Source organism: uncultured Aquimarina sp. (genome assembly GCF_947495315.1).
Classification (GTDB): domain Bacteria; phylum Bacteroidota; class Bacteroidia; order Flavobacteriales; family Flavobacteriaceae; genus Aquimarina.
In genome coordinates this window covers 569,738-591,300 of sequence record NZ_CANLYD010000001.1, presented here as the reverse complement: position 1 = coordinate 591,300, position 21,563 = coordinate 569,738, and the positions used below count along the sequence as shown (strand labels likewise).

Here is a 21,563-nt window from a genome sequence, read left to right as displayed (position 1 = left end):
TATCTAGGGCTAGGGGTTTATAATTGTAGGTTACAAAAATAGAGTGTCCTTGTCTTTTTAAAACAATTTTAACGGTGTCAAAAGGTGTCATTTTAGAGTATATAGATAAAACAGGGTTACATATGTGATTATGTGAAGTGTTCCTCCTCCATCAGTTCGAGTAACTTGAGGACTCATACCAGGGAAATCTGCTTCAGTAAAAGTTACTGGATCTAATCCTGGTATCGTACAATACGTCCCGCAACCATCTACAGTAACTGGAGATGAGGGGGTAAATCTTTTAGTTACTAGCGTTTGTGAGTTAAGCTGCGGCCCTATTAATATTGCAAAAATAAGTAGGTAAAAGTGTTTCATAATTATAAGGGACTTATAGATTTAGGTTATTAGTATATAGAGGTTTCCTCATTCTAGAAAACCTCATAAACTCTTTATTTATTCCTTAATTAATTTGACAGTTTTTGTCGCATCTCCTGAAGTTAATCTTATAAAATAAACGCCAGTTTCTAAATGCTGAACATTGATTGGTCTTGATGTATAATCTTGGATGCTCTTAATGAGTTTTCCTGCTATATTTAGTAGCTTTACATCTACTTTTGTTGATAATCCTGAAATTGTAAATTCGTTTTGCACTGGATTAGGATATATAACTAAGTTAGCAATAACATTATCTTCTATGTTTAATACTCCATTAACTGTAATCATAAAAGTTTCTGTTTGTATATTATTATCAGCGTCCTCAACAGTGAGTGTAATGACATGATCTCCTGCACCTAATAAAGTACCTGATAAAGGATTTTGAGTAATCGAAGTGGTTAAAACGGATCTGTTTGTATCACAATTATCAGTTGCTGTGACACCAACCGTAAAATCTGCCAGTGTGTACATATTTCCTGTATCAAAAGGTACTTCTATATCTCCAGGTAACGTTGCTACATCAAACACAGGATCTATAGAATCTTCTATCGTTACTGTAGCCGTACAAAAGTTACTATTTCCGTTAGCATCTGTAACCGTTAGTAAGACGGTGTTATCACCTATATTAGCACAATCAAACGCTGTAATATCTAAGTTAAATGATACAATACCAGAGATATCCATGCTACCATTATCTATCTGAGAAGCCGTAATCATTACATTTCCTGTATCATCCAATTGTGCGGTTATATTTTCACAAATTACAGTTGGATTCGTAGTATCCACAACGTTGACTGATCTCGTCGCCTGAACTGCCATATTTCCCGAAGCATCTGCAGCATTATAGGTAATGGTATAGTTCCCTACAGCATCCACAAAATCAGTAGCATCGATCATCACGTTAGAACCATCATCAGTAGTGGCTCCTAACTCAGTATAACCTGATCCTAGTTCTATGGTCTGCGGATTATCTCCAACTAATGTAATCACAGGATCCATAGTATCCACTACATTTACAGTTCGTGTTACTTCAATGGCCGAATTACCCGAAGCATCAGTAGCATTGTACGTAATTGTATAACTCCCTAAAGCATCTACAAAATCAGTAGCATTGATCATCACATTAGACCCATCATCAGTAGTGGCTCCTAACTCGGTATAACCTGATCCTAGTTCTATGGTCTGCGGATTATCTCCAACTAGCGTAATCACAGGCGCAGTAGTATCAACTACATTTACGATTCTAATAACCTCAACGGCAGATGCCATTCCCGAAGTGTTAGTTGCATTATATGTTATGGTATAGTTTCCAACAGCATCTATAAAGTCAGTAGCATCAATTATAATGGTACTTCCATCATCGGTAGTAGCACCTAGTTCTGTATAGCCGGATCCTAATTCAATAGTCTGTGGGTTATCTCCTAGTAAGGTAATGACTGGCGCAACATTTTCACAATTCAAAATATCCGCTATGGTAAACGCGCTGCCGGTAAGATTAAGAGTTGTTTGCCCATCACCATCCGCTACGTAGCCATACAATCCACAGAAGTTCGTAACTCCTGTTTCAACAATATTTAACTGGTTTCCTACTGATCGCAAACTAGTTAGGTTCAAAGATGTAATTGCATTACCGGATATAGTAGATTGCAGATATGAAGCTGTTTCCGTATCAGTAGTCTCGGTAATATTTCTCAACCCATCTATATTGGTGAGTTGAGCATTATCTGTAATACTAAACCGCTCTGTAGTTGTTACACCTTCTAAAACATCAATATTAGTCAGCACGAGGTTATCTTCAATCGTAATGGTCTCAACAGCTCCGGTAATGAAACCTAATCCTTCTAAACTGGTTAAAGCATCGTTATTTCTAATATATAAATAAATCCCGGAAGTAGATGCAATATTACTAAGAGCATCCAGACTTATTAAATTTGGGTTATTGTTAATAGATAAATAAGTCCCTACAGAGGTTAAAGCAGCAAACGAAGAAAGATCTGTTACACTGGTTTCATCCAAGGTAAAACCATCCACAGTTTGTAATGCATTAAAGTTAAACGCTGTAGTATTTTGAGTACCATCAATTGTAAATGATCTTCCGACATTTGTTAATAAAGGAAATGATACTGAACCGACATCTACCTCTCTAAAAGAGAAAAAGTGCTCAATAGTCGTAAGGTTTGGGAAACTAATTGAAGTAGCCCCTATTTCTCTAAAATTTAGAGACCCTGGACCTGCACTATTACCCGTGTTTGTTCCAGTTAAGGTTATAACATTCGGAAAAGTTAATGTATGAGTTAATGTTTGTTTATTTATAAATATTAATCCTGTAACTGTAAAATCAAGTACTGTGGTTATATCTGTTAATATTGCATTTTCGGATATAGTAATGCTCACAGTAGGATTTACAATTCCGGAAAGTGCAGAGATATCTGTTAGCGATTCATTTCGGAAGATAGAAAATCCATCAGTTATTGTTGTTACGTTTTCTAATCCGTTTAAATTCGCAATCAAGTCATTATCACCAATTACTAATTTACCGTTAATGACTTCAATACTAGATAAAGCTGATAAATCAGTAATATCATTGGCATTTCTGATTGTTAGATCTCCGTTTACTGTATTACAAGTCCCTAATAATGCAATAAACTGGTCAAATTCGGCTTTCGACTCTATTCTGGTTCCATCAACTACACAAGCTGTACAAACCGTACCAAATGAAGCTGTCGTATCTTTTTGCCAGGTGCTTAAATAACTTGCAGTTTCATCATCTACTTCGATACATAATAAATCTGCATTACCTGTAGCAGAAAAGGTAGTAACATTAGCATTATTTCCGTTCTTTAGAGAGAAGAATTGTAACTGATTGTTATTTGCTTGCACCAAAGTTAAAGCTGTGTTTTGTTTAAGGTCTAATCGTGTAAGCTGATTGTCATTTACATTTAATGTTTCTAGTGCTACAAAATCCTCAATCCCTGTAAGATCTGCAATAGATTGGGTATTCAAATCTAAAGAAGTCACTCCTGAAATATTAGAAGTCACCACAAAATTATCCAATACATCATCAAGAGTTAAATCGATCAAAGCCTGCTCAAAATTATCATCAGGCACATAAGTAAATGGCACACAACCATCAGCATAGGCAGTACTATCATCTTTTAACCAACCGCCATAATTTCCAGTTCCTGTAGTTGCCGCATTAGGATCATCAACTTCAATACAATTAAGATCAAAATTTGACGTTGAACGAAGTGTACTGATGTTTGCACTACTTCCATTTTTTACATTAAGAGAAGTAAGTTTATTGTTTTCACATTCTAATCTGGTAATATTGGTGTTGGTACTCAAGTCCAGACTAGTCAATTGGTTATTATCACACCAAAAAAGTCTTAAAGCCGTATTTCCAGTAAGGTCAATACTTGTAAGTTGATTATCTTCTATATCTAAACTTTCTAGCACTGTGTTTGCACTTATATCAAGCACGGTTAACAGATTATCTTCAACATTAATTACTTCTATTTTGGTATTGGCACTAAGATCTAAGCTTCCTAATTGACACTCAAATGCAAATAGCTTTATCAATTCTGTATTACTACTTAAATCTATACTAGTAAGTGCATTATTTTCTGAAATAGTTAATTCTGTCAACCTTGTATTTGTACTCAAATCTATACTTGAAAATAAGTTTTCACTAACTTTTAAAATAGATAATTGTGTAAGTCCAGTAAGATTAATATTGGTCAATTCGGTACGAAACGCATCTACTCTAGTTAGCAACGTATTAGCGCTCAGATCTAAAGTTCCTAATGGATTATCATGACATCTTAAATCTATTAACGCAGTATTTTTACTTATATCTAGGCTGGTAATATCATTATTATCGCAACGTAATGTGGTTAACGATACAAAATCCTGAATACCGGTAAGATCTAATATATTATCATAACGTACACTTAGTTCTGTCAGCCCTGCAATATTTGCAGTAGGCACATAATCATCCAATGCTCCAGAGTCATAACCCAAATCAATTAACGCTTGTTCAAAATTATCATCGGGCACATAGGTCCTACAAGATTCGGAATACGAAGCCGTAACATCCTTTATCCAATCATTATAACTACCAATTCCTGCATTTGCAGCAGTTACATTATCTACCTCAATACAACTTAGATTAGGGTTTCCAGTAGCTCTAAAGTAATCAAGATCAGCCGTCTCATTAGTCCCATTTTTTAGATTTAGAAAAGTAAGTTGATTATTTTTGACTTCTAACTCCATAAGATTTGTATTAGAGTTAATGTCTAAACTTGTTAATTCATTATCATTGCAATACAAATAGTTCAATGCCGTATTGGTACTTAAGTCAATACTGGTTAATTCATTATCTGATAAATACAATTCTTCTAAGAGCACATTATTACCTAAATCTAAATTAGACAATAAATTGTTGGTACATTCTAGATAATCTAATACTGTATTAGCACTAAGATCTAGGCTCGTAAGCGAGCTGTTATTTACTATTAACTGACTAAGTGCTGTATTTGTACTCAGGTCAATACTTGTAAGTGCCGTAGCATCGAGTTCTAAATTTGCTAATGCTGTATTCGTATTAAGGTCTAAACTTGATAATGGAGTATCTTTAATGAATATTCTGTCTAATCTAACATTAGCACTAAGATCTATACTTGATAATGAGCTATTGTTAATATTCAATTTTGTCAATGCTGTATTGGTGCTTAGATCTATATCAGATAATAAGTTATTCCTAATAGTTAAGTTTGTAAGCAATGTATTAGCACTAAGGTTTATACTTGTTAATTGATTATTATCTCTTACAACTGCGAAAAATAATTGTGTATTTCCGCTAAGATCCAGATCTGTTAACGCTGTGCCTATAAGTGCCATTGTATTTAGAGCAGTATTTTTACTCAGATCTATACTCACTAAAGGATTACCATCACTCCATAGTTGTATTAACGACGCAAAATCTTCGATACCCGTAAGATCTGTGATTCCTTTATTATATAATGCTCCTCCAGTACCCGCATTAAAGTTTACTACAATTGCTATATTAGCCGTAGGCACAAAATTATCTAAACCAGTAGTATCGTATCCGGCATCTATTAAGGCTTGTTCAAAATTATCATCTGGTACCCTTGTAAGGCATTGATCTGCATACGAAGAAGTAGCACCATCTATTTGCCATCCTACATAGTTTCCTAATCCAGCATATGCATCAGTAGCATTATCTACCTGGATACAACGTAAATTAGCATTATTCTGTAACTGAAGATCCTCTATCGCTGGGTTATTACCATTTTTTATGTTAGCAAAGACTAAGTCATTATTAGATCCGTTAAAAAATCTTAATCCCGGCAACGCGGTAACATCAATCGTTCTTAGTTGGTTTCCAGAAAACTCTACTCTAAACAATGAAGTGTTATTACTTACATCGAGACTTGTTAACTCATTTTCTCCAATAAATAATTGTTCTAATTGAGAAAAGCTACTTAAATCTATGTCTGTTAGATTATTTCCAAATGCCTGAAGATATCTCAGTAACGTAGAGTTTATTTGTAGTGTTTCAATATTGTTATTATCGGCAATAAGGGTTTGTAGTGCTGGTTGATTGCTTAAGTCTAATGTTGTTAATTGGTTTCGAGTAATTCTAAATGTAGTAAGGTTTACTAGATTACTAAGATCTATCGTCGAAATGTTATTGTCGTGCACAAAGAGTGACTCTAAAGCAACAAAATCTTCAATACCTGTCAAGTCGGCAATATTACCATTAGAAACATCTAATGTGGTTAGCGTAGCAATATTAGCCGTTAGGATCTGGTTATCATTAGGGACGTCATCATAAGCTAGCAGTGCAGCTTCAAAGTTAGTATCAGGAATGGCCGTATACTGACCATAAGAATAAAAGCTAGAGAATACTAAAGCGAAATAAAGTAATATTCTTTTCATATTAAGGGGTTTATTAGAAATCGTTGCAATAATAGTCTATATATCTTATTTTAAGATAATTTTAACGGTGTCAAAAGGTGTCATTAATTCGTACGCTTCGCTTTTAGTAGTTAGTACGTTTTCTTCGAAAACTTTGAGTAATCTTGGCGTTCGCAGGGCTCACTGTTATGATAGAAGACGGCTTTCTTCGAAAGCTGTGAGGATCTAGTTTATTTTCAGGCTCACTATTAGAATTAAGCATCTTATCTTCATGTCTACTCAATCACCATTTTTTTGGTCTCTATTTTTCTCCCTTCTACATACAAAGTATAGAAATATGTTCCCGCAGAAAGTCCATCGCTATTAATATTCAATTCTCCGTCTCCTACATTTTCTATAGCTACATTAGACATAACTTGACCACTTGTATTGCTAAATACAATAGCCGCACTCGATACGTGATTAGGTACGTAGTATTTTATGGATGATGTTCCATTAAATGGATTAGGAATGTTTTGATATAAAATAGCTGCCTCTGCCTTTCCCAAGTTGTTTTCTGGGACTCCTAAGGTTTGCTCTAATGCCGCTAATCTATCACTTAAATTCGTTAACAAAGGGGATGGATCTACGGTTACCGAAGCACCATTCTCTATCTCGATTGTAAGATTTGTATCAACCAAACTAGCTGAAGTTAAATCCTGACCATCTGTATTGATATAAGGAGAAAAATCCACTGAGTTACCGTTACTAATACTTAATGTATCATTTATTAAGTCGAGCGTTTGACTATCTGTTCCCGTTCCATCTTGAAGAGAAGAAATATCGATACTATTACCTCCAGAAATGGTTAGATTACCATTGCTTAATGTAAGGGTTTGAGCATCGGTATTATCCAAATAACCCGATAAATCTACACTAGTACCATCATTAGTAAGGCTTAGTATATTGTTTGACAACTCTAAATCTTGCATATCGGTATTATCTAAATAATCTGATAAATCAACAGAATTCGTGCCTCCCGAAAGACTTAATGTGTTTGTTGAAAATGACAATTCCTGACTATCAGTATTGTCTAAATACCCAGATAAATCCACTACAGTATTATCATTAGTTAAACTTAAAACATTACCTGACAGTTCTAAATCTTGTGCATCGGTATTATCTAAATAGCTTGATAAATCTACAGTATTTGTGCCTCCTGAAAGACTTAAGGTATTGGTTGAAAACGATAATTCCTGACTATCTGTATTATCTAAATAACCAGATAAATCAACGGTAGATGGATTCCCTGAGATGCTTAATGTATTTGAGGACAAACTTAATGCCTGTAAGAACCATGATAAATCAATCTCTTTAAATTTTTCATTATCATTCTCTAGAGATATCATCATTTTATTTCTACTAAGCATTAGCGTGTCAATTCTTTGTGTGTCTGTATTGTCTAAATATTTTGAAAGATCTACCGCTTTAGTAGCTTCAGAATCATCTTGTAAGGATAATTCTAAATCATTACCATTTAACTGAAATTCATCAATAGTTTGATCATCGGTATCAGTATCTATGGTAGAATTGATCCATTGCGTACCATTCCATAAAAACAAAGCTGACAGATCAGTATCATATACCATTAAACCCGTATCAGTGGTGGTTAATGCATTTCCGCTTCCGGCTGTAGTTTCCATGGCTGTTCGTTCTGCTGTTGTTAATCTATTTATCAAAAAACCTTTATCAGTATCCGCCAGCTCTAAAGATGCATTTTGATTGGCAGCAACAGTACCTATCCCTAAACTCATTCGGTTAGTTGTAGTATTTCCTCCTAATGCCATAGTATTGGCTTCTGCAACATCAACGTCATACCCTATGGCAGCTGCATATGAACCACCAGTACTACTCTGTGAACCAATCGTAATTGATCCCTTATTACCTGTAGACCTAGCTTGATGCCCAATAATTACTTGATCATCTCCAAATACCGAAACAGAGTTTCCTAAAAAGATATTTCGTTGATTGCGATTATCAGAAGGTCCAAAAGCACCATTCCCAGAAAAATCTGCTTTCCATCCCATCCCAATATTATCAGATCCTTCTCTATTAATTCCTCCTGTCAATACTCCTATATAGGTATTTCTATTAGCATTATTGCGCTCGTTAGTACGATTATTATCCCAACCTGCTCCATATCCAAGAAACGTATTACCATCAGCATGTTGATTATTAGCTCCAGCTGCATATCCAAGGAAAGTATTGGCAAAACCATCAACATTGTCCATACCAGCACCCGAACCTACGAAGGTGTTAGCTGCACCCGTTCTATTTCGCTCTCCAGCTCCGTCCGAAAGAAGTACAAAATCATAATCACTGCCATTCCCGAGTGTACTTGGAATATTACTATCACCTTCTCCACCAACAAAAGTATTGCCGCTAGCTGTTGTAGTGTTTAACCCCGCATTACTTCCTACAAAACAATTATCATTACCAGTAGTCAATTCATATCCTGCATCTTCCCCTATAAGTACATTATCTCTTCCTTCGGTTAATCTAAATCCTGCTTGTTCTCCTATTACTACATTATCAAACCCAATTGTTAAAACCTGCCCTGCGCGATGGCCAATTACCACATTATCACTACCTGTAGCATATCTAGCGACATAATTTCCTATATATACATTGTCAAAATTTCCTTCAGTCTGATCAGCGGCAAATGTTCCAATAACGATATTATCTCGGTCAGTAAGCTTAGCACCTGCCATACCTCCTATTAAAATATTTCTCGAGTCAGAAATTAAGGAAGCACCCGCACCAGGTCCAATGGAAAGGTTCCAATCTCCAGTAGTCAGTGATGATCCCGGAGTAAATGTTGTTCTACCATCATAGGGAAAAGGTGTATTGCTTGTATTTGATTGATTAGGAGTAATTGCTGCTCCTGAAATTTGATTGCCGGTCTGGGCGACAATATCATTAAAGGATATTAAAAAAACTGCTAAAACGAAGGGTAATAGTTTTCTCATATTCTATGGTTTATTAAATATTGAGTACAATAATATCTTAAATATCTGGTCTTAAGAGTTTTTCACTGGTGTCAAAAGGTGTCATTTTGAATAACAGTGAATATTGAGGTGTTTTATTCGGGAGTTTTGAGGGATTCGGGAATAACTATTTAAATTAGTTCCTGGATAAATTTTTCGAGCTCGATTTCTGAAGAGATATTCATTTTTTTACGGATACGACGGCGCATGGATTTAACTGAATCTGAAGATACATTACGAATAGTCATAATTTCCTTAATTGATAAATTGAGACGTAATAAGGCACATACTTCCCGTTCTCCTTTGGTCAAATCAGGGTACATGTTCTTAAGTGTTGTATCAAAACTAATATTATGATAATCTATCTTTTCCTGAAGTCCCGCTAACTTACTTTCTGTATCAATCTGAAGTCTTAGTTGCGCTATCAAAGAATTCAGTGATTCCCTTAGTTCTTTAGTATCGGCAGTAACCATTACATCATTTTTTAATTTTGCCAACCACTCTTCTTTAAATGTCAAGCGCATACTGTTATCTGCCATCAAACTTTTTATTTGTTCTTCCTTGATTGTAAGTCTCTCTATCAATCTATTTTTTTCTTTGGTGATTCGGTTGATTTTTGAACGATCGTATACATTTCTCCAGATAAAAAATGTAACAATCATAATACTCAAAATAACAACTGCGGAAGTTACTATTTCGGTGTTTAAAAAGAATATATATGCTATCATATAACTGTTTAATAGCTTAATCATATTGCAGGTTCTAAGATTAGAGTCCGTAATATTAATTACAACTATAGGCTCTGCCAAGAAAGTAGTGGTGTCAAAAGGTGTCATCTTGAAAAGTTGTGGAGATAAGTGCGCTATACTATAAGCAGAAAGTAAGTAGTAGAGGACTTCCTCCTAAAGCTATTGGCAATGACGATTAAAGTTAAAATATTTAGACGGGTGCAGCAAGAAAACAATATTTCTAGCTAAACTAATTCCTGAATGAACTTTTCGAGCTCGGTTTCTGAAGGCACATTCATTTTCTTACGGATACGACGACGCATGGATTTAACTGAATCTGAAGATACATTACGAATAGTCATAATCTCCTTAATTGATAAATTGAGACGTAATAAGGCACATACTTCTCTTTCTCCTTTAGTTAATTCTGGATATAATTCTTGCAGTCTTTGATCAAAATCCTTATTTACCTGATCGATCTTTTCCTGCAAACCTGATAATTTTCGTTCTGTGGTGATTTGTCTTTTTAACTGTGCGGTAAGTGATTGTAGAGATTTTGAGATGTTCTCCGGTTTTGTATCTACTTCGTTTTTAATTTTATCCAATAATTCTTCTTTAAAAGCCAAACGCATGCTGTTATCTGCAATCAACCGTTTGATACTTTCTTCTTTGTTACTTATTTCCTGATCCAAACGTATTCTTTCATTTTCATGCTCCGCTCGCGCAATTCTGGCACGGTGTTTATAATTACGCCTAATCAGAAAAGCTATACTTCCTGCAGCGATTAGTGTAATGATCAATAATATAAAATATAGTTTCTTTTTTGATGATTCTGTTTTTGCTATCAATTCTACCTCTCGCTTCTCCCTTATAAACTGAAGACTATCTGCCTGTTTTTCTTTCTGAAATTTGTAATTGAGCTCTAGTGACTGAATCTTTTTTGCATTTTTGATATTAAAAATAGTATCATTATATTTTTTATAGATTCTATAATTTTCATGTGCTTCTCTATAGTTACCCATATTTGCATACGATATACTTTTACTTCGATATGCAACCAAAATACGTTCTCTAAAACCTTCTTCAAGTGCTACTTGTAATGATGAATCTGCATACACCAAAGCATTTTTCCAATTCTTCATCCTTCTGTAATCCTGATATATATTATAGTATTCAACACATATTGAAAGACGTTTCCCTATTTTTTTATAATATTTTAGATTGGCCTTCTTTAAAGGAATTGATTGGTCATATTTACCTTGAAAACCATATAAAGCTCCTAAATTACCATATACGCCATGTAAATCTTCTTTACTATCGATAGCGGTAAATAATTTTTCTGCTTTTTGATAACAAATAAGTGCAGAATCTAATTGTTTATTTTGTCTATACGATACTCCTAACATGTTATATACTGCTCCCAATCCTTGGGTATCTTTTACTTTTTCTTTTAAAACAATCGCCTTTTTATAGTTTTCAATTGCTTTACGATGGTCTTTTTGATAGCGATATACTAAGGCCATATTATGAAATACACTAGCAATCTTTGAAGCATTTTTTTCTTCCTCATAAAATCTAAGTGCTTTTATATAATAACTTATAGCTTCTGGATAGTTAGCTTTTCTGCGATTTACCACTCCCATCTGTACATAAATGGCAGCTAGAAATGGTTTATAATATTCCTCAGACTTTCCTTTAATAAGGTTTAGTGCTTCTACAAAACTCCCTTCTGCTTTATCAAAATCTCGTTTTAATTGATATTCTCCAAGCTCCAACATTGCTTTTACTTTGGAAGTGTCAACGATAGCATTTTCTACTTCTTTTTGCAGACGTGTCAAGATAGTATCCTTTTCTTGAGAGAAGAGTAAAAAAGAAAATAACAGTAAGAATGAGGTTGTATATTTTTTCATTATTTACAAACTTACTAAAAGTTATAATTAGAATCTTATAACAAATACATAACTGTATATAAACATAAAAACCACTCAATTTCTTGAGTGGTTTTATCTTGCAATCTCATCTACGACCCCTTAACTTCGTAGTACTGATTTTCTTGCAAAAAATAAAGGGTTCTATCTATTCGTTTTTCATCAATTGAATGGTTTTATAGGTGGTTCCTATAGCAATCTTTACAAAATACACTCCATTTGGTAACTCCTGAATAGATATAGATTGATTAGCATCTACCTTTTCTTTAAGTAAACTACGTCCATTAACATCATAGATGGATAGCTCTACTTTTCCCAAGAATCCTGAAACCTGAAACTGTTGTTTCGCTGGATTAGGATAGAGTGTAAATACCTCTTCTTTGTTTTCCCCGACACTTAAAACATCATCAGTAACCGTTATGGTAAAAGTTGTAGTTTGTTCATTTGCATTATCATCTGTAACCGTAAGGATAATCAAATGATCACCAGCCCCTAATAAAGTACCTGCTGCAGGAGTTTGAGTAATAGTAGTAGCCAAAGCAGCTCTATTCGTATCACAATTATCCGTAACAACCACTCCATTTGTAAAATCTGCAAGGGTATACATATCACCCGTATCAAAAGGTACTTCCATATCCGTAGGCACGGTAGTCATATCAAACTCTGGAGCTATGGTATCTTCCACCGTAACGGTAGCCATACACATATCACTATTTCCATCAGTATCTGTAACCGTCAGCACAACCATATTATCTCCAATATTGGTACAATCAAAATCTGTAATATCTAAAGCAAGCGATACCATGCCTGAAAGATCAGAAGAACCGTTATCAATCATGGCTGCAGTAATACTTATATTACCTGTGTCATCCAATTGTACTGTAATATTCTGACACACTGCTATTGGATTTGTAGTATCTACTACATTCACAGTACGAGTTACCTGAGCTGCTGCATTACCAGAAGCATCTGTGGCATCATAATAAATCGTATAACTTCCTATTGCATCCATAAATTCTGAAGTATCAATACTTACTGAAGTACCATCATTTGTGGTTGCTCCTAACTCGGTATATCCAGCTCCCAATGCTATGGTCTGCGGATTTGCTCCGTTTAAAGTGATTACTGGTGCTGTAGTATCTACTACATTCACAGTACGAGTTACCTGAGCTGCTGCATTACCAGAAGCATCTGTAGCATCATAATAAATGATATAACTGCCTACTGTATCCATGAATTCTGAAGTATCAATACTTACTGAAGTACCATCATCTGTGATTGCTCCTAACTCAGTATATCCAGCTCCCAATGCTATAGTCTGTGGATTTGCTCCATCCAAAGTAATTACTGGCGCTGTGGTATCTACTACATTTACTGTACGATTCACCTGAACAGCAGCATTACCCGCAGCATCTGTAGCATCATAATAGATGGTATAATTACCTACTGCATCCATGAATTCTGAAGTATCAATACTTATCGAAGATCCATCATCTGTTGTTGCTCCTAACTCAGTATATCCAGCTCCTAATTCTATAGTCTGTGGATTTGCTCCATCCAAAGTAATTACTGGTGCTGTGGTATCTACTACATTCACCGTACGAGTCACTTGAACTGCTGCATTACCAGCAGCATCTGTAGCATCATAATAGATGGTATAATTACCTACTGCATCCATGAATTCTGAAGTATCAATACTTACTGAAGTACCATCATCTGTTGTTGCTCCCAATTCTGAATATCCAACTCCCAATTCTATAGTCTGCGGATTTGCTCCATCTAAAGTAATTACTGGCGCTGTGGTATCTACTACATTCACAGTACGAGTCGCCTGAACTGCCGCATTACCAGCGGCATCTGTAGCATCATAATAGATCGTATAACTACCTACTGTATCCATGAATTCTGAAGTATCAATACTTACTGAAGTACCATCATCTGTGATTGCTCCTAACTCAGTATATCCAGCTCCTAATTCTATAGTCTGCGGATTTGCTCCATCCAAAGTAATTACTGGCGCTGTGGTATCTACTACATTTACTGTACGAGTCACCTGAACAGCAGCATTACCCGCAGCATCTGTAGCATCATAATAGATGGTATAATTACCTACTGCATCCATGAATTCTGAAGTATCAATACTTATCGAAGATCCATCATCTGTTGTTGCTCCTAACTCAGTATATCCAGCTCCCAATTCTATAGTCTGCGGATTTGCTCCATCTAAAGTAATTACTGGAGCTGTGGTATCTACTACATTTACTGTACGAGTAACTTGAACTGCGTCATTACCAGCAGTATCCGTAGCATCATAATAGATGGTATAACTATCTACTACATCCATGAATTCTGAAGTATCAATACTTATCGAAGATCCATCATCTGTTGTTGCTCCCAATTCTGAATATCCAACTCCCAATTCTATAGTCTGCGGATTATCTCCTTCCAAAGTAATCACAGGTGCTGTGGTATCTACTACATTTACAGTACGAGTCACCTGAACAGCAGCATTACCCGCAGCATCTGTAGCGTCATAATAGATAGTATAACTGCCTACTGCATCCATGAATTCTGAAGTATCAATACTCACTGAAGATCCATCATCTGTGGTTGAACCTAAGTCAGTATATCCGGCTCCCAATTCAATGGCTTGTGGATTATCTCCTTCCAAAGTAATCACAGGTGCCGTGGTATCTACTACATTTACTGTACGAGTAACTTCAATAGCATTATTTCCCGAAATACCAACTGCATTATAAGTAATTGTATAACTTCCTATGGCATCCACGAATTCGCTGGAATCGATTACTACAGAACTACCATCACTAGTACTTGCTCCTAATTCTGAATATCCAGCTCCTAATTCTATGGTCTGTGGATTATCACCAATTAAGGTAATAACAGGAGTTTCGCAATTATCAATAATGTCTTGTACACTGTCCCAATCCGCTGCATTAGCACCTACAAACGATAGGGTTGTATTACCATCTCCGACCGTAACGTAATTATACAAACCACATAGATTGGAAATACCTAGCTCCTGATTTTGAATAATCAGATTAGAATTTACATTTCTTAGTGCATAGAGATTGATACTTTGTAAACTATTATTATTTCTAATGGTTGAGTCACTTCCTCCTGTGAGAGAAACTAAATTTTGTAAGGCATCGATTTCTACCAGATTTCCATTAAAACTAATTCCAAGAGCACCAATAGCAGTTAATGATGTTAAGAAAGAATTATCAAATGTTGTGATCAATTCATTTTCAGCAATGTTTAATAAGTTTATAGAAGTAATCCCTAATTTTGGGAATCCTTCTAGACTAGTTAATAAATCACAATCGTTTACACTAAAACTTCCTAAAGTTGTTAGTTCATCAAGTCCTTGAAGAGTACTCAAATTAACCATATCTCTTATTAAAAGTCCACCACCAATACTTGTTACATTTTGAAGGAAACTCAAACTACTTATTGCCAAATCATCCATACTAAAATTACCACTAACCGTTGATAAGGATGTTGTATTTATTGTAGTAAGTTGTGTACAATTGTCAATGGAAGTATTATTATCTATACTTGTTAGTTTTGGAATCGTAAGGGTAGTTAAAGCAGCACAACTACCAACATTAAAACTACCTGTAACCGTTAGTAATTCTGGAGCATTTATGGATTCTAGACCATTCATATCATTAATTCTGAAATTCCCTGTGCTTTCAAGAAGGGGTAAACTAAGACTCGTCATTGCAGCGCTATTATTATTCATTCTAAATTCACCACTTACATCAGTTAATTTTGGAACTGAAATAGTGCCTAGTGCCCCATTAAATGTTATGACAAAACTTGAGCTCATCGTTTGCAATTCATCAAAAGTAATTGTCGATAACATTGAATTACCGGTAATCGTTATACTTGAAATAGCAGCTATTTGATCAAAAATTGAAATTTCTGTTAATTGATCGAGATTGTTAACTTCAAAATTTCCTCCAAGACTTGTAATATTAGAAAAATCGCTTATAGAAGTCGTATTGGTCATATCTTTTAAAGTGAAATTTCCTCCAATAGTGGTTAGTGAATTAAATCCAGAAAGATCATCTACAATGTTCCCTTCCAGGTGCAAATCTCCTGAAATAGTATGAAGATTGGAGAATCCAGATACATCTGTAATAGTTCCGTTAATCGTTACATCTCCTTCGATAATTCCACAAGATCCGAGAGTTGTCGTTACAAAATTGTCTACTTCGGCTTGCGTAGTCAACGTAACACCACCTGTAACAACGCAATCACAACTTCCTGAAACATTGTTGTCAGCTGCATCAATCCAGTTACTGGTAGCTCCGGTTAAAGCAAAGTTAGTAAGTGTTCCGTTGTAGTTGTTTCCTGAACCATCTGCTAATGTTGTTAGTCCGCTATTATCAGCTGCTGCAATGCCTTCGTTAAAATTATAACTAGCGGTTAAACCGGCTTGTGACATGTCTGTCGTACATCCATTTAGTTGACCAACTTCAAATTCACTCAATGTTTTAGTCCAGATACGTAGCTCGTCTAACTGTCCATCAAAATATCCTCCTGTATCCCCACTAGGAGCATCTGCTGCTGCATATCCCAATTGTATATCTGCTGTGGTCGTGGTAGCTGTAGCGGTTCCATTCCATCCGGTTGATCTTGCTAATACTCCATCGATATAACATCTGGCATTTCCAGAGTTGAGCGTAACCGCTACATGATGCCAGTTACCATCATTGACCGAAGTTGCAGGACTTAACAATCTTGTTACATAATTGGAAGCACTCGCATAATAATAGAACTCAATTCTTCCTCCATCCAGGTTAATACGCCATCCACTGTTTCCATCTGGTGTAAACTTATTGATGACTCCTCCTAATCCATCAGTAGTTTTGATCCAAAAATCTACGGAGAAATTCAAATTATTTTGCCCATTGTCATGAGAAATTGTCACCAAATCATTAGCACCATCAAAATCTAAACCAGTACCAGCAGGAATCCCTGTTCCTTGTATGGTAAAAGTATAATCCGGTTCATCACAATCATCACTACTAATAATTACAGTAGCAGTTTTTGTACCGCCAGATGTTGGTGTAAATTCTATTTTTAATGAAGCAGATTCAGTTGCTGGTATTGCGTTATTACTAGGATTTTGCGTAATGGTAAAATCCCCAGTATCACCCATAAGTATCACCCCATCTATATGTAAAGCACCAGAACCATCCGTGTTACGCACAAAGAAACTCATTTCAGCAGAATTACCAACCAAAACGCTTCCTGCATCTGTATTATCACTGGTATCTGGAGTTGCATCACCATTAAGAATATCGTTACCATCACCTTGTACATTAATTTCCGGAAAAGCAACTGAGCAGTTTCCAGAAATGCCATTTGTCGTAGTATCTATCCAGTTAGAAGTACTTCCTGTTAACGCAAAATTCGTTAAAGTTCCGTCTAAATTGTTTGAAGTAGCATCATCAGCTGTCGTTTCACTTGAATTATCAGCATAAACATTTCCTTGGTTTAAGTCATAATATGCTACCAATCCGGATTCATTCCCTACTAATTCACAGCTTTGTTGTGCTAAAATCTCATCAGAACATAGTGTTCTAGACCAATAACGTACTTCGTCTATATCTCCATTAAAATAAACGTTATTAAACGCAGAATACCCTATGTAAAGTGATTCTGTATTTGTTGGGGCATCTGGAATATTACTAAAAGTAATTTCATTGTCTAGTACACCATCTATATAATATATGACCTTACCATATCCAAATGCTAAAGCAATATGGTGCCAGTTTCCATCATTTAATCCAGAAACACTAGATGCACTTGTTGATTCAATGTTTGGTACTGCGTACTCAAATAGTATCCCTCCAGAACTGTTTAAGAACAAAGAGAACCCATTAATTCCTGTAGTATCGTACTTACTTATAATAGCTTGTCCTCCTGCAGTAGATGTTGTTTTAAAGTACGCTTCTATTGTAAATATACTTGTATTGAATGCGCTATTATGATTAATACTGATATGATCATCTGTTCCATCAAAACTCAGTCCGGTGGCAGGAGTAAAACCAGTTCCTTCTATAGCAAACTCAAAAGTAGCATCATCACAGTCATCATTTAAGATACGTACTGTGGCATTTTTGGTTCCAATAGAAGCAGGTGTAAAAAGGATACGTAAATTTTCTGAAGCTCCTGCAGCTACTGTTGTTGGTGATTCTATAATAGTAAAATCAGATGCTCCATCGATGATAATATTAGAAATATTCAGTGTAGCGCTACCTGTATTATTAATCGTATAATCTGCAGGTTCTGCCTGACCAAATTCTACATTTCCAAAAGAGGTGTTATTACTCGAACTTACTGTAGTGTCCCCATTATTGATAGCATTACTATTTGAAGCAATCCCAATTATAGCTTCTGAATATGTATTACATGTTCCTGAAATTCCATTGGCAGTAGTGTCTATCCAATTAGAAGTAGTACCTGTTAACCCAAAATTGTTTAAAGTTCCTTGTGGAGGAATACCAGAGGTAATCGTATGATTAGGATCTAGTATACTAAACATAGGAAAGTTATTTCCGTTTACTTCTCCATTATTAAAATTATAATAAGCCAACAGATCGCTTTCACTTCCCGTTAGTTGACAACTAGATTGATCTGAAATTCTACAACTAGACAATGCTACATCCCACACTCGTAATTCATCTATAGCACCTGCATAATATTCTCCACCACCAAAAGCACTTCCCATAGTGAGATTATTACTACTATCCACAATAGCTTCCGAAAGAGCTAATGAATTATCCAGCATACCATCAATAAAAATTGAATAACCAGAATCATTATAAACAATGGCGACATGTTGCCATTGATCGTTTGCGATAGTCGAAGTGCTTAAATTTTTAACACCACTAGCAGTAAAAAAAGTAAAATTTAATTGCTGCGTTATATCGATACGTAAACTATACCCTGAACTACCACTTGTATTATCCAGTATAAAATGTTCGTCTGTGCCTGAAATATCAGGTTTCATCCAAAACTCAATGCTAAAATCATCACTTAAGCTATAGTTTCCGTTATTAAAAGTGATATTATCATCCACACCATCAAAATGTAATCCTGTAGCACCTTCAAAAGCGGTTCCTTGTATGGCAAATGTATAAGTCCCATTAGTAGGATCATCACTGGTGATGGTTACTATTGCGTTTTTTACTCCAGCAGATTGCGGTGCAAAACTTACTTCAAAGGACTCTGTTGACCCAGCTAACACCGTGGTTGACCACATATCATTGAGCACAAAATCTGAAACATCGGTTCCGGTAATTGTAATATCTGAAATATTTAAATCACTGGTACCACTGTTTTGGATGCTAAAAGGTGTCATTAGAGAGTTACCTGTTCCTATTTCAAAATACAATGTCCCATCTAGCATGTCAGGAGTCGTATCGCCATTGGCAATCACAGTCATCATATCAGGACCAGCAATACTAATCTGTGGTGTAAATAATGCTGAGGAGGGTTTAACGGGTGTCTTGGCAGCTAATTCATAAGAGGTGAATCCTATCGCATAAAACACCACGAAGCATAAGGGTAGTAGTTTTTTCATAAGGGGTTTATTTAGGTTAAATTTTTGTTAACGAAATAAAGTACAATGGTACAACTCTGTTTTCGGATTTATGTTTTTTTAATGGTTACAAAAAGTTTCACCTCTTTATTTATAAGGGTTTTCAAAGAAAACAGATATCCCCAAATCACTCTATTTCTCTTCTTATATTGTTATATTTGTAATACATATATAAATCCCCTTACCTATCATGAAAGCCTTTTTCCTAATCTTTTTTTTACTCTCTTCCCTTATCATATTAAGTCAAGAGCAACAGGACAGTCTGGAAATTGAATTGAGACAAAAAGTTAATGATGCCGCCAATGATTCTCTAAAAGTGCATTACCTCTTCGAACTTACTCAGGTAGTAGAGCAATACAGCATAGATCAAGGAAGAGATTTGATGAACCAAACCCTCCAGTTTATTGATAGTATTCCTTCTCCTTCTGCTCACTTTTTAAAACAAAAAGCACGAATTTTGGATGTATTGGGAAAATATGAGTCTAGACAGACCAATTACAAAAACTCACTGGATCTTAGGTTACAGGCACTAAAAATCAGGGAAAAACTGCAAGATTCTTTTGAAATTGCCAGGAGTTATCATAGCATCGCTATGATCTTTAGATATCAAAAAGAATATGACAAGTCAAAAAAATATTTTTTAAAATCTATAGATATACAGGAACGACATGTAGATAGTTCTCAATTGGCTCGCACCTATAACATGCTGGGAGTCATATATTATTATACCAAGCAGAATGATTCTGCTATGCATTACTATCAATTATCTAAAAATTATTCCCCAACACTTAAAGATAAAGCAAAGTCCAATGATAATATAGCAACGATCTATTATACTACAGGCAAGTATGAAAAAGCTATTGCTTTATATGAAGAAACTGTTTATATTTTTAAATCAACAAAAGATTATAACTTCCTTTCTAATACATTAATGCACCTTGCCAAAATTCATTCGGATTTAGGAAAATATCAGGAAGCCCTATCCTATATGGATGAAGCGCTGGATTATGCTAAAAAACAAGGTAACACCTCTAAATTTCCTATTATTTATCAATTAAGGAGTCATATTTATGAGCAGATGGGTAATTATAAAAATGCACTTGGCTTTTACAAAACTCACAAATATTACTACGATTCGATTTTTAATGTAAAAAATGCTAAAAAGATAACTGCTCTGGAATTGAATTATCAATTTCAGAAGGAAAAACTAGCAGATAGCCTTCAATTTGCAAACGAGAAAAGTGAACTCAAATTAAAAAACGAAGCGCAACAGGCTACGAATCGACTTTATATTACTTTGTTACTTCTAGTCTCAGCAGGAATTATCATCTTATTAATCTTTGTAAACAACCGAAGAAAACTGAATAAAGAACGTTTCAAAAAAGAACAGCTTGAGAAAGAGTTATTAGATGAACAACTAAAACACACTACGTATCAGGCTAAGCAACTGGTAGCAGATAATAAAATGCGTTTACAGTTTAAGCAGGAATTCCTTTCTAAGCTTAAAAAGGTAAAACAACACGCCGATGCTGTAGATGTTTCCGATTTTCAGTCTTTGATTAGTGATCTTAATGCACAGATTAGTACAGAAAGTAAATTTGATTCTATCGGAGATAATATTGAACAGCTTGATGAAGCATTTAACCAAAAACTCAGAGACTTATATCCAGATCTTACCAAATCCGAAAGAGAAATATGTGCTTTGATGCGCATGAATCTGAGTCTTAAAGAGATTATGGTGATTCGTAATGTCACCATGGGATCTATTAAAGCCTCCAGACATCGTATTCGAAAAAAAATGGGGTTACATAGGGAACAAGAACTGGAACAAGCCATCATGGAATTGGTATAGTAAAATTCTTTATCCATATTTAAAAAACCACTCAATTTC

The 21,563-nt window shown here is 35.2% G+C and carries 7 protein-coding genes; 1 reads left to right on the top strand and 6 read right to left on the bottom strand.

Features of this window, described 5'->3' with window-relative positions; genetic code table 11:
- Positions 1-87 precede the first annotated feature (87 nt).
- From Q0910_RS02465 to Q0910_RS02440, 6 genes are all read right to left on the bottom strand, one after another.
- Positions 88-354, bottom strand: a complete 267-nt coding sequence (locus Q0910_RS02465; RefSeq protein WP_299212158.1) for a hypothetical protein — start codon at positions 352-354, stop codon at positions 88-90.
- A 78-nt stretch (positions 355-432) separates the two neighbouring features.
- Entirely contained in the window at positions 433-6,375 is a 5,943-nt protein-coding gene (locus Q0910_RS02460) for an immunoglobulin-like domain-containing protein (RefSeq protein ID WP_299212155.1), read from the bottom strand.
- Between the two features lie 254 nt (positions 6,376-6,629).
- Positions 6,630-9,362 carry a T9SS type A sorting domain-containing protein gene (locus Q0910_RS02455; protein WP_299212152.1) on the bottom strand — a complete coding sequence of 911 codons (2,733 nt, stop codon included), beginning with the start codon at positions 9,360-9,362 and terminating at the stop codon, positions 6,630-6,632.
- 149 nt (positions 9,363-9,511) lie between these two features.
- On the bottom strand, positions 9,512-10,216 hold the full coding sequence (locus Q0910_RS02450; RefSeq protein ID WP_299212149.1) for a hypothetical protein: 705 nt from the start codon (positions 10,214-10,216) through the stop codon (positions 9,512-9,514).
- Between the two features lie 137 nt (positions 10,217-10,353).
- Positions 10,354-12,018: a tetratricopeptide repeat protein gene (locus Q0910_RS02445; protein WP_299212146.1), complete on the bottom strand. Its 1,665-nt coding sequence runs from the start codon at positions 12,016-12,018 to the stop codon at positions 10,354-10,356.
- A gap of 166 nt (positions 12,019-12,184) precedes the next feature.
- Positions 12,185-19,654: an immunoglobulin-like domain-containing protein gene (locus Q0910_RS02440; RefSeq protein WP_299212143.1), complete on the bottom strand. Its 7,470-nt coding sequence runs from the start codon at positions 19,652-19,654 to the stop codon at positions 12,185-12,187.
- A 208-nt stretch (positions 19,655-19,862) separates the two neighbouring features.
- Here Q0910_RS02440 and Q0910_RS02435 point away from each other — a divergent pair, with 208 nt between their 5' ends.
- On the top strand, positions 19,863-21,524 hold the full coding sequence (locus Q0910_RS02435) for a tetratricopeptide repeat protein (RefSeq protein WP_299212140.1): 1,662 nt from the start codon (positions 19,863-19,865) through the stop codon (positions 21,522-21,524).
- Positions 21,525-21,563: the final 39 nt, after the last annotated feature.

Excerpts from the sequence above, each read along its gene's own strand:
- Q0910_RS02465 (WP_299212158.1), bottom strand. The coding sequence starts at position 354 with ATGAAACACTTTTACCTACTTATTTTTGCAATATTAATAGGGCCGCAG.
- Q0910_RS02450 (WP_299212149.1), bottom strand. The coding sequence starts at position 10,216 with ATGACACCTTTTGACACCACTACTTTCTTGGCAGAGCCTATAGTTGTA.
- Q0910_RS02435 (WP_299212140.1), top strand. The coding sequence starts at position 19,863 with ATGAAAGCCTTTTTCCTAATCTTTTTTTTACTCTCTTCCCTTATCATA.
- Q0910_RS02445 (WP_299212146.1), bottom strand. The coding sequence starts at position 12,018 with ATGAAAAAATATACAACCTCATTCTTACTGTTATTTTCTTTTTTACTC.
- Q0910_RS02460 (WP_299212155.1), bottom strand. The coding sequence starts at position 6,375 with ATGAAAAGAATATTACTTTATTTCGCTTTAGTATTCTCTAGCTTTTAT.
- Q0910_RS02440 (WP_299212143.1), bottom strand. The coding sequence starts at position 19,654 with ATGAAAAAACTACTACCCTTATGCTTCGTGGTGTTTTATGCGATAGGA.
- Q0910_RS02455 (WP_299212152.1), bottom strand. The coding sequence starts at position 9,362 with ATGAGAAAACTATTACCCTTCGTTTTAGCAGTTTTTTTAATATCCTTT.